Genomic DNA, 12,304 nt, shown 5'->3' with positions numbered 1-12,304 from the left:
TCATTCTCCATGCTCATTTTTCTTTAGCTTGCGCATCAGAAGCCACATACGGACTGTTCTGACTTTCAAATTTTTATCAGTAACAGATTCCTTAACCAGATCGGCATGATGCTGGTAGCCATTAAAGAAGACGTTCAGTACAACGGCGCTAAAGGTTGCCAACATAATGCCGCTATGTAGTAAGGGCTGCAGTACGGCCGGCAGCTTAGAAAAGAAGTCATGAGAAAGTGTCGGGGTCATACCCACGCCAAGACTGATTGCGACGATATACAAGTTGTAACGGTTGGTGGTGTAGTTACAACGCGACAGAATACGAATCCCGGTTGCCAGCACCATGCCGAACATCACCAGCCCCGCGCCGCCAAGAACGAATTGCGGAATAGAAGCCACCAGCACCGCCATTTTTGGCACCATGCCGAATAACATCAAAATGATGCCAGAAGCAATGCACACCCAGCGGCTATGAACGCGCGTTACGCTGACCAAACCGACGTTTTGCGAAAATGAAGTATGCGGAAAGCTGTTAAACGTACCTCCAATCATTGTCCCGACGCCATCTACGCGCAGCCCGCGAATAATATCTTGTGAAGAGAGTTTTCGACCGACGATTTCCCCCAGGGCCAGGAACATCCCCATAGACTCAATAAACACGATGATTAACACAGCGGTCATGGTCAGAATAGAGACGGGATCGAACACCGGTATGCCAAACGACATTGGCGTGACAATCGCGAACCACGACGCATCATATAATCCGGACAGATTAACTTCGTTCATCATCCACGACAGGAAAAAACCAAATACAATCCCCAGTAATACGGCGACGTTGGACATAAATCCTTTCGCATAGCGAGTGATGAGCAAGATGAAAATTAAAACGGCGAAGGAGATCCCCAAATAGACGGGATTACCATATTGCGGATTACCTTTACCGCCTGCGGCCCAGTCAATGCCAACCTGAATGATACTAAGACCGATAGAGGTAATTACCACACCAGTAACCAGCGGTGGGAACAATGGCATTAAGCGGCCGATGAGCGGTGCTAATAATGTGGTGATAAAACCCGCTGCGATGGTCGCGCCAAAAATCCCCAGCAGACCAATATCTGGGTTCATCCCGATGGCAATCATCGGTGTCACGGCAGCGAAGGTCACCGACATAATGACGGGCAGGCGAATGCCCATAAAACGACCGATGCCGATACATTGCAACAACGTGACGATACCGCAGCAAAAGAGATCGGAGCTTATGAGCATTGCGATAGCCTCTTTGGAGAGGCCAAGCCTGTCGCCAATCATCAGCGGTACAGCGACCGCACCTGCATACATAACAAGCACGTGTTGCAGACCGAGTATGATCAGCTTTCCTGGTGATAATATGCGGTCAACTTCATCAGTGGGGCGCTCTAGCCCTGAAGATGAGGGAGGTTGAGAATCTATGGCGCTCATGCGTCTCTCCTTAAGCTCGCCAAATTAAAAAGCAACCGTTTACCTTCATAAAACTGAATAAAGACATGCTCGTGGGATGCCAGTTTTAGCGAGGAGGCGAGGTTATAAGGTGGAAATGCGGAGGTAATCACATAATCGTAGTTAAACAGAATAGATGAGAAAATAAATGGGTAGTGAAATTATCTCTAATTTTCTCATATTGATATTTCTTTAATCATTCTGGCATACCGAGCTCTCGCATTTATTACTTTTAATCCTGAAGTCCCTATTTTTGGTTACGATGATCAATTAATGAAAGCGGCATAGATTGCGGCGCAATAATTTGATCTAAGTTCCAAAATTGCAATTAATACAGATACGCTACCTAATATATGCCCGTTTATTGCATCGCAACATTTGAGAAGACAAAAACTCATCAAGTGAAAGGGATACGAATGAATAAGTTTATCGCTGCTGATGCTGCGGAATGTATAGGCTGTCATGCCTGCGAAATTGCCTGTGCGGTGGCGCATAATCATGAAAACTGGCCACAGAGTCAGAGTGATTTTCGACCTCGTCTCCATGTTGTTGGGAAAGGACTGGCCGCAAATCCCGTTGCTTGCCATCATTGCAATAATGCCCCTTGCGTTACGGCTTGTCCCGTTAATGCTCTAACTTTTCAACCAGATAGCGTACAGCTGGATGAACAAAAGTGTATTGGTTGTAAAAGATGCGCAATCGCTTGCCCCTTTGGTGTCATTGAGATGAATAACGTGGTCGCATTGAAATGCGACCTTTGTTTTCAGCGAGATTCTGGCGCGCAAGCTTGTGTTGAAGTTTGCCCAACGCAGGCGTTACGGCTGATGGATGGCAAAGGGTTACAGCAGATAAAAATGAGGCGTCAGCGTAGAACCGCAGAGGGAAAAGCAGCAGAGGAACTACCATCATCCCGCCGCGCGGCGTTACTCCCTGTTAATCCGCGCAAAGGTGCAGATAAAATTTCAGCGAGCGAGCGGAAAACGCACTTTGGCGAAATTTATTGTGGGCTGGATCAACAACAAGCTGCTTATGAAAGTGACCGCTGTGTCTGGTGCGCCGAAAAAGCTAACTGTAACTGGCATTGTCCGCTGCATAACGCCATTCCAGACTACATTCGACTGGTGCAACAAGGACGGATTATCGAAGCGGCAGAACGTTGCCACCAGACCAGCTCCTTGCCAGAAATCTGTGGCAGGGTATGCCCACAGGACCGGCTTTGTGAAGGGGCATGTACGTTGAAAGATCACACCGGCGCAGTCTCTATCGGTAATCTGGAACGTTACATCACTGATATCGCGCTGGCGATGGGCTGGCGCCCCGATGTCAGCCAGGTTATACCTCGCATGGAAAGAGTGGCGGTGATTGGCGCAGGGCCCGCAGGGCTGGGCTGTGCCGATATTCTTGCGCGTGCTGGCGTGCATGCGGATGTGTTTGATCGGCATCCCGAAATCGGCGGTATGCTGACTTTTGGTATTCCGTCCTTCAAGCTGGACAAAACGGTATTAAGCCAACGGCGGGAGATTTTCACGGCGATGGGGATCGACTTTCATCTCAACTGTGAAATTGGCCGCGACATTTCCTTTAGCGATTTAACGGCGGAATATGATGCCGTTTTCCTTGGTGTTGGTACTTACGGCATGATGCGTGCGGAGTTGCCGAATGAAGATGCACCCGGTGTGATTCAGGCATTGCCGTTCCTTACTGCGCATACCCGCCAGTTGATGGGGCTGCCTGAATCTGAAGAGTATCCGCAGACGGATGTTGCAGGTAAACGGGTTGTGGTGCTGGGTGGCGGAGATACGACAATGGATTGCCTGCGTACCTCCATTCGTCTGAATGCCGCCAGCGTGATTTGTGCTTATCGTCGTGATGAAGTCAGTATGCCTGGTTCCCGCAAAGAGGTAGTCAATGCACGCGAAGAAGGGGTTGAATTCCAGTTTAATGTTCAGCCGCAATATATCGCCTGTGATGATGACGGGCACTTAACTGCGGTTGGTTTGATCCGCACCGCAATGGGAGAACCGGGGCCAGATGGTCGACGTCGTCCTTGCCCGGTGGCTGGTTCTGAATTTGAGCTGCCCGCCGATGTCCTGATTATGGCATTTGGTTTTCAGGCGCATGCGATGCCGTGGTTGCAAGGTAGCGGTATTAAACTCGATAAATATGGCCTGATTAAAGCCGGCGCCGCGGGACATTTATCTACCCAAACGCATCTGAAAAAAGTCTTTGCGGGTGGTGATGCCGTTCATGGCGCAGACCTGGTGGTCACCGCAATGGCGGCAGGAAGGCAGGCGGCGCGCGATATGTTAGCTATGTTTGATACGAAGGCATCGCAATGAAATCGTTAATTATTGTCAATCAAAATGACTGCATTGGTTGCCGCACTTGCGAAGTGGCTTGCGTGGTTGCTCATCCGTTAGAACTGGAGTTGAATGCCAGTTTTTTTCTACCGCGCTTAAAGGTACAGCGTCTGGATAGCGTAAGCGCACCGGTGATGTGTCACCAGTGTGAAAATGCACCGTGTGTAGGGGCTTGCCCGGTACAGGCGCTAACCATGGGGGAGCAGCTAGTGGAGGCAAACGCCGACCGTTGTATTGGTTGTCAGAGTTGTGCCTGTGCATGCCCGTTTGGCATGATCACCATTCAGATGTTGCCGGGAAATGTACGTCCATTGATCGTGAAATGCGATCTTTGCGAACATCGGGTTGAAGGGCCTGCCTGTGTCGAGTCCTGCCCGACACAGGCGTTACAGTTGATGACGGAGGGAGAACTTAAGCGGATCCGCCAGCAGCGTATTGCTGCCAGCGGCGAGAATCTTCTCTAATAAAACCCCCGCGCTTGTATGGCGCGGAGCTTCTCTTAGATTGCCCAACCACCTGCGTAAAACACGACCAGGGCGACGGTAATGATAACAGTACCGATATTCAGTTTATGCCATTCGCGCGCAAAGACGCGGCCCACCACCAGCGTTACAAAGCCCAGCATGATACCGGTAACGATATTGCAGGTCAGGACGATGAATACCGCGCAAACCAGTCCTGCCATAGCATCAATAAAGTCATTGAAGTCCAGTTTCGAGACGTTACTTAACATCAGCAGACCAACGTACATCAGTGCGGGGGCTGTGGCATAACCGGGGATCAGAAACGACAACGGTGATAAGAACAGAATCAACAGGAATAGAAAGCCTACAACAGTCGCTGTCAGACCTGTCTTGCCGCCGGCAGCAGTCCCAGCCGCAGATTCGATATAGACAGCTGCAGGGGCTGCGCCTACCAGGCCTGAAAATATCGAGCTTACTGAATCGCTGGTTAGTGCTTTACCTCCGTTAATAATCTGATTGTCTTTATCCAGAAGATTCGCCTGACCAGCGACCGCACGGATGGTGCCAGTGGCATCGAACACTGCGGTCATCACCAGTGCCAGTACACTCGGGAGCACGGTTGGCTGAAGCGCACCGATAATATCAAGGCTGAATATAAGGGATTTTCCATCTTCGCCAGTCAGGCTGGGCATGGCTACCAGACCGTGGTATTTCACCGTTGGATCGAAAATTAAGCCAATGATCGAGATGGTGATAATGACCAGCAAGATCCCGCCTGGAACGCGGCGCTTTTCCAGACCGAAGATAACCGCTAATCCCAGCAAACTCATCAGCACCGGAAAAGAGGTAAACGTACCAAGCGCCACAGGTAAGCCTTCAATCGGATTTTTGATGACCATACCGACGCCGTTGGCGGCAATCAGCAGCAGGAACAGACCAATACCGATACCTGTACCGTGTGCAATACCCATTGGTAAATTACGCAATATCCAGGTACGAATACCCGTTACGGAGATGGCAGTGAAGATGAGGCCCATCAGAAAGACCGCGCCCAGCGCGACAGGCACGCTAATTTGTTGCCCGAGCACCAGGCTAAATGCGGTAAATGCGGTCAGTGAGATGGCGCAGCCAATCGCCATCGGCAAATTAGCCCATAACCCCATCAACAGGGAGCCGAAACCTGCGACCAGACAGGTGGCGACAAAAACTGCCGCAGGAGGAAACCCCGCTTTTCCTAGCATGCCGGGAACCACGATAACGGAATAAACCATGGCCAGAAAGGTGGTCAAACCCGCCAGCACTTCCTGACGAACGGTACTGCCACGAGCTGTAATTTTAAAATAATTATCCAACGCGCCTTGGGGCTTTGGTGCGTCCGGTGTTTGTAGGATGTCTCCAGACATAATGATGTCCTCACGAGGATGTTAAGGTTTTATTATTAGTTGCGTTCGTACACCAGACGACCATCAACGTAGGTGCGGTAGATAGAACGGTCATCGCCCAACGTCATCATCACGAACAATTTGTCGACTAAAGAAACAGAGTTGTCATAGCGCAGTTGCTGAAGCGGCGTTGCTGTCGGTTCCATCACCACGAAATCGGCTTCTTTACCTGGCATAAAGTTGCCGATCAGGTTGTCGAGCCCCAATGATTTCGCACCGCCCAGGGTGGCAAGATAAAACGCTTCATAAGCTGAGAGGCGATACCCCTGTAACTGCAACACTTTGTACGCTTCGTTCAGCGTCTGCAGCATGTTGAAGGTGGTTCCTGCGCCAATATCAGTTCCCATGCCGACTTTCACTTTTTTCTGCCATGCTTTTTGTAAATTGAATAAGCCGCTGCCAAGATAAAGATTGGAGGTCGGACAGAAAGCGATACTGGATTTTGTTTCGCTCAGGCGGTCCCACTCTTTTTCTTCCAGATGGACGCAGTGAGCAAAGACGCAGTTTTTACCTGTCAGACCGTACTGATGATAAACATCCAGGTAGCCATCGTGTTCAGGATAAAGTGATTTCACCCAGGCAATTTCATCTTTGTTTTCACACAGATGAGTATGTACCCACGTATCGGGATACTCTTCTTTCAGGCGTTGTGCCATCGCCATCTGTTCGGGCGTTGAGGTGGGGGCGAAACGTGGCGTAATGGCATACAGCAGGCGGCCATTTTTGTGCCAGCGTTCGATTAGCTCCTTACTTTGCTGATAGCTGCTTTCTGCCGTGTCGAGTAGATAATCTGGCGCGTTGCGATCCATCATTACCTTGCCGGCAATCATTCGCATATTGATATGACTCGCGGTTTCAAACAATGCATCCACCGACTGCGAATGAACAGTACCAAACACCAGCGCCGTGGTAGTGCCGTTACGTAATAACTGCTTGATGAAGAACGCCGACATTTCGCGTGCGTATTCTAAATCTTCATAACGACGCTCGGTGGGGAAGGTGTGTTTGTTCAGCCATTCCAGCAACTGCTCGCCATAGGCGCCGATCATTTCACTCTGCGGATAATGGATATGCGTGTCGACAAAGCCCGGGACTACAAGCTTGCCGCGATAGTCGCGGACACGAATGGAGTCAGGGATTTGATATTTTCCCTCTTCCCACTCGCCAAACCATGCCACTTTCCCTTGGCGAATCAGTAACAATCCATCTTCGATAAATCGCAACGCAGAGGAAATCTCTTCCGGGTTATCAACCGTACGGGTGACATCAATAAAACTGCCTCGAACTGCTTTTAACGTGTGTTCGCCTGACATCATTAACTCCTTTACTGTTAATCCATCTCTTCCGCTGAGGGAATACCTGGCAAAACGTTTTCTTGTCGGTAGCCTCCTGGGAGAATGATATTTAAAACAATTGCGGTTAACCCTCCGGCACAAATAGGATTTTCAACTAATACATAAATAGAGGCGGGTAAGATTTTAAAAATCTCGGGGTCATATGAAACGCCAAGACCCAAACCCAAAGAGGTAGCGACGATCAATGTTTCACGTCGTTTTAATCCGTTGGTGATAATGATGCGGATACCGGCAATTGCAATCATGGAAAACATCAGCGTCATTGCGCCACCCAGAACCGCTGAGGGAATAGTGGTGAAGAAGCCGCCGATCATTGGAAATAACCCGAGGATCACCAGCATTATCGCGATGCTCCGTCCAATATAACGTGAGGCGACGCCAGTCATCTGAATCACGCCGTTGTTCTGTGCAAAGGTGGTTAATGGCAATGAACCGACCGCGGAGGCAATGACAGAGACTAGTCCATCCGCCAGCACGCCTCCTTTCAGACGCGACTGATATTCCTCCCCCTGAATCGGGCGGCGGGAAACCATCGCTGTGGCGGTGATATCGCCTACCGCTTCCAGCACACTAAGTAGATAAATCGTGCCGACAACCAGGAACTGATGAAAGCTGAAACTAAATCCGTATTTGAATGGATGTGGGATGGTGATGAGCGGCAGATTGCGCATGCTGCTGAAATCAACCATGCCCAGGCATAACGAAACGATATAGCCAACGCATAAACCAATGGCGATACCGCCCATGCGCAGAAGCGGACTGCGGCAGCAGTTAAAACCGATAACCACAATCAGAACCAGCAATCCGACGCCAAGATGTTCGTAACTGCCGAACGTGCCGCTACTTTTGGCGGCAAAGCCGCCACCAAAATCAATGATGCCGACTTTAATCAGACTTAAGCCAATCATCAACACGACGACACCGCTGACGGTGGGAGTAATCACTCTGCGTAAATAAGGGAGAATAAATGAAGCACCGACCACGAGAAATGCGCCCACGAAGGAGACGCCAAGTAGCGACGACATGATTAATTCTTCGTGGAAACCGTCGCTTTTCATGCTGCTGCCCAGAGCAATCATGACCGTAACAAATGAAAAATTGACTGACTGAATAGAGAGTAAACCGGAACCCACGATGCCATAACGGTTTACCTGTAACCAGGTGCCAATGCCGGAAGCGATCATCGCCATGGAAACCAGATAGGCAGTGGTTTCTACGGAAAGCTGTAATGCCGCACCCACAATTAGCGCGGGTGTCACCATCGGAACGAAAATTGCCAGTAGATGAGTAATTGCGCCAATGATTGCCTGATGAAAGGGAGGGCGGTCCTCCAGTTCAAATATAAGGTCGGAGCCTGCACGGTTTATATCAGACATCCCTTCACTCCTTTTAAAGTAAATTTGATCATCTGAATCAGTAAAATAAATTCCCACGAATTTGGGGCGCAGGACGCCTTGAGAACGGCTTATCTCATTTTCGCAGTCACTATTTAGTTATCTATAAAACAGGGAAAATGGCCGCCGGAGCGGCCAGTTATGGTTTATATTTTTTCCAGTGCGGTGAGTATTTTCTCCGGAGTGAAATGCCATTCGCGCAACCAGACGCCGCAGGCATCGTGAATAGCAGTTGCAATCGCCGGAGCTGCGCCATTTACGCCAATTTCTGAGATCGATTTAGCACCGAATGGGCCGACTTTATCGTCACTTGGTACCAGAACGGCGCGGAAATCACGCGGAATGTCGCCAATTTTTGGCGCACCATAACTTCGCAAATCGCGTGTCAATGGGTGACCCTCGGCGTCGTAAATGATTTCTTCACTCAAGCTATGACCGATAGCACGCATGGTGGCGCCGTAGATCTGACCCAGCGCTAACTCTGGGTTGACCGGTGTGCCACAGTCCAGCAAAGCGTAGAATTTATCCAGACGGATTTCACCCGTACGGGTGTTTACGGCAACTTCGGCAAAGTTTGCCCCATACGGAAAGGCAAAATCAGGTGTGATATAGCAGGCGGTTCCCACCAGTGAACCAAAGCCAGTACCGGTTTCTCCTTGATGAGCGATTTCTCCGAAACTGACTTCTCCTTTCTTCCCGCGGACGATGCCCGGAGTGGTCAGTTGGACATCTTCCAGTGGTTCACCCAGCATGTTGGCTCCGTGGAGGAGGATTTTCTCGCGCAGATTTTCCGCCGCCATACGTGCTGCATTCCCGGAGAAACAGGTGCCGGACGAGGCATATGCGCCTTTGTCAAATAACGCATGGTCGGTGTCGCCAGAAATAACATGTACGTCCTGTGGCGCACAATGTAGCACTTCTGCCGCCAGTTTTGTCACCACGGTATCCAGGCCGGTGCCAATATCTGCACCGCCGGAATGGACAATAATCGTACCATCAGATTCCAGTTTGATCATGCAGTTAGCCTGATCGATATCTGGTATCCCCGATTTCTGCATGATAATGGCGACGCCTCGCCCCACACGCCAGTCACCTTCCTGCGCTTTCGGCGAAGACCACTGGATCATCTCACGTCCCTGTCGCAGGATCTCTTCCAATGCGCAACTGGCGGCAGAAGGGACGGAGGTTGGCGCTTTGCCTTCGCCGATAGCGCCGAGGATCTTCAGTTCTTGCCCTTCGTGTACCCGGTTACGCTCAATAATTTCCAGTTGGTCAATCTGCAACTGTTCCGCCAGTTCTGCTAACGCCATGGTGATGGCGAAGTTACCTTTTGGCGCGCCGTAACCTTGATAAGCACCGTTTGGGCAAATGTTGCTGTAGTAGGTGGTGACCTGGAAATCGACGTTATCGCACGGATATAACGGCAACGACAGGGCCGGTCCGTTACACGGTACGGTGAGTGAATGGTTTCCGTAAGGTCCTGTATTGGCGCGGAAATCCATTTTCACTGCCGTCAGGCGACCATCTTTTTTCGCCCCCAGTTTAACGGTGACTTTCGCTACGTGCCGCGAGGTGTTGGCAATAAACTCTTCTTCGCGGGTGTAGCGGAACAGAACCGGACGTCCGGTCACGCAAGTTGCCCATGCGCATACTTCTTCCAGCAGAATGTCCTGTTTGGAACCAAAGCCGCCGCCAACGCGTTCTTTAATGACATGAACCTTATGCTGTTTCATACCGACGAGGCGCGCTACCTGACGGCGCAAATGCCACGGTACCTGAGTAGAGGCGTGGATCACCAGACGATCGCCATCCATACGGGTAAAGCAGATATGAGTTTCAGTAGGGCACTGCTGAGCCTGAGTTGAGTTATAGGTTCGCTCAATGATCACATCGGCATCGGCGAAACCTTTGTCCATATCGCCGATATGGCCATGAATGCTGGCCGCGATATTTTTGCGTGGGCGTGAACCGATTGGGAAGTTAATGATCATATGCTCGCCACGCTGGGCTGCATGGCTATTGTCTTCTTCCAGCGTATCTGGTGCGCCAGCGACATAAACCACCGGTTCGTCGTGTACTACTGGGGCATCTTCCGCCATCGCATCGTCAATTGATATCACCGGCTTGAGAACGTCATATTCAACGTCGATGAGTTTCAGTGCTGCCAGCGCAATCTCTTCGCTTTCGGCTACAACAGCGGCAACGCGATCGCCAACGTGACGCATTTTTTTGCCGAACATGCGACGGTCGAGCGGTGAAGGTTCTGGTGCGCTTTGACCGCCCGGGGTGTAGTAGATGTCCGGGCAATTCAGGTGAGTAATAACGTGAACGACGCCTGGCAAAGCTTCGGCTTTGCTGACATCCAGATGTGTAATCAGCGCGTGGGCGTGAGGGCTGCGTAACATTTTGATGATGCAGGCGTCAGCAGTCACGCGGTCTTCAACATAGCAGGGTTTTGCCTGCACCATTTTAGCGGCATCGGTTTTCGGATAGTGCTTACCAATGACCTCAAGGTCGTCGCGGAAAGTCGGGGCGATATCAATCGTCGCCTGTGGGTTATTTTTTCGCGCAACCGCCAGTTCAATGACCTGATAATATTGCTGCCAGCCAGCGTCGCGGCTGAACAGGCCAGAAAGCGCGTCGTCGATCTCTTCGCGGGTTGGTGCTGCAACGCGATCGAGTAGATCGCTGATAATCAGAGATGCTGCCGGATCGTTATAACCGGACTGGACTACGCCGACATCAACCATTGCCTGCTGAACCAGACTTAATTCGTTCCATTTGCCTAAGGATTCAGCGGTGCGGATTTCTGCCTGATCTAACTGAGCAGCGATAAGCAGGGAGGCGTTGACGATGTTGCCGTTATAAATAATCGCATCAGAACCGGCAAAACCGAAACCATCATCACTGTTGCGTACAGAGTGCATGCCCATGTTAAACAACAGCTTTTGTACGTTTTCAGCAGGATTAACCTTTAGTTCCCTGGAAGCGCCATTTAAAGTCAAGTGGATGATCATACGGCTTCCTCCCCAGCCTGTTGGCAGTCGGTATACAGGTCGGCTACTACAACTCCCGTGATATAGCGTTTATACGCGACGCTACCCCGAATATCCCCCACGGGGAAAATCGCCCTGGCGACGGCTTGCTCCAGTGCGCGACCTTCCAGATTTTGTTTTTCTACGTCGTGCAGGCGCAATGTTTTGCTGGCGACACCATCCAGCGCGATCCGCAGACCGTCGTGATCTGTTAATGCAACTGCTGCGGTAACCACGGTTAACCCCGCCTGGGAACGGCTAATTTTTCGAGTAGCACAAGTGCGATACGGATCTTTTATGATAATTTCAGTCAGCAGTCGGTCGCGTGGATCGGCAAGATAGTTTTCAATCGACAGTGTTTCGCCGTTGCCAAAAACCAACTCAGCATCCAGTGCCAGCAGTACCGGAAGTAACACGGACTCTTCCTGCCTGGCGGCGATTTCGCCACCGATAGTGGACTGGTTACGGACATGGCGGGAGTAGACAAAACCGAGCGCTTCCCGCAGCGCCGCTGGAATGTAGCGTGCATCGCGCAGAGGCTGTAAGCGCGACATTGCGCCAATGCGCAGTGCCCCGTTATCCCAGTCAACCCAGCCCAGTTCCAGATCCTGCAAAGAAATGGCAATTTTTTTATCCGTCCGGGTTGGTGTAGCGTTAAGTTTGCTGCCCCCGGCAAACCAGACAGCTTCATCCTGGTAGCGGCGCTTTAGTTCCAGCGCCTGTTCTACCGAGTCGGGTCTGAAAAATTGTTCAATCATCTTCTTTCCTTAATTTCCCTTCTTCTCTG

8 protein-coding genes are annotated in these 12,304 nt (G+C 50.7%); 2 read left to right on the top strand and 6 right to left on the bottom strand.

The features are described from left to right. Entirely contained in the window at positions 1-1,449 is a 1,449-nt protein-coding gene (gene uacT, locus AACS05_RS19370; protein WP_045447229.1) for a urate/proton symporter UacT, read from the bottom strand. Positions 1,450-1,883: 434 nt separating this feature from the next. Here uacT and ygfT point away from each other — a divergent pair, with 434 nt between their 5' ends. Both ygfT and AACS05_RS19360 read left to right on the top strand, forming a co-directional pair. Continuing rightward, positions 1,884-3,806, top strand: a complete 1,923-nt coding sequence (gene ygfT, locus AACS05_RS19365; RefSeq protein ID WP_045447226.1) for a formate-dependent uric acid utilization protein YgfT — start codon at positions 1,884-1,886, stop codon at positions 3,804-3,806. Further along, a complete protein-coding gene (locus AACS05_RS19360; RefSeq protein WP_045447224.1) occupies positions 3,803-4,291 on the top strand; it encodes a 4Fe-4S dicluster domain-containing protein in 489 nt (162 codons plus the stop codon). The genes ygfT and AACS05_RS19360 overlap by 4 nt, the downstream gene beginning before the upstream one ends. Before the next feature lie 35 nt (positions 4,292-4,326). Here AACS05_RS19360 and ghxQ read toward each other — a convergent pair whose 3' ends face one another. The 5 genes from ghxQ to ygfM all read right to left on the bottom strand — a co-directional run bounded on the left by ghxQ (position 4,327) and on the right by ygfM (position 12,275). Further along, positions 4,327-5,694 (bottom strand): guanine/hypoxanthine transporter GhxQ, encoded by a 1,368-nt coding sequence (ghxQ, locus tag AACS05_RS19355; RefSeq protein WP_045447221.1) that lies wholly within the window; start codon positions 5,692-5,694, stop codon positions 4,327-4,329. A 35-nt stretch (positions 5,695-5,729) separates the two neighbouring features. Next, positions 5,730-7,046 (bottom strand): guanine deaminase, encoded by a 1,317-nt coding sequence (guaD, locus tag AACS05_RS19350; protein WP_045447218.1) that lies wholly within the window; start codon positions 7,044-7,046, stop codon positions 5,730-5,732. A 17-nt stretch (positions 7,047-7,063) separates the two neighbouring features. Further along, a complete protein-coding gene (gene xanQ / locus AACS05_RS19345; RefSeq protein ID WP_045447215.1) occupies positions 7,064-8,464 on the bottom strand; it encodes a xanthine/proton symporter XanQ in 1,401 nt (466 codons plus the stop codon). 164 nt (positions 8,465-8,628) lie between these two features. Then, positions 8,629-11,499 (bottom strand): molybdopterin-dependent oxidoreductase Mo/Fe-S-binding subunit, encoded by a 2,871-nt coding sequence (locus AACS05_RS19340; RefSeq protein ID WP_045447212.1) that lies wholly within the window; start codon positions 11,497-11,499, stop codon positions 8,629-8,631. Next, complete coding sequence (gene ygfM, locus AACS05_RS19335) at positions 11,496-12,275, bottom strand: molybdopterin-dependent oxidoreductase FAD-binding subunit (protein WP_045447207.1); 780 nt, start codon at positions 12,273-12,275, stop codon at positions 11,496-11,498. The genes AACS05_RS19340 and ygfM overlap by 4 nt, the downstream gene beginning before the upstream one ends. Positions 12,276-12,304 lie beyond the last annotated feature (29 nt).

Source organism: Citrobacter sp. S-77 (assembly GCF_963864895.1).
GTDB lineage: Bacteria > Pseudomonadota > Gammaproteobacteria > Enterobacterales > Enterobacteriaceae > Citrobacter > Citrobacter murliniae.
Note: the sequence above shows the minus strand (reverse complement) of the source record. Positions and strands in the feature narration are given on the sequence as shown.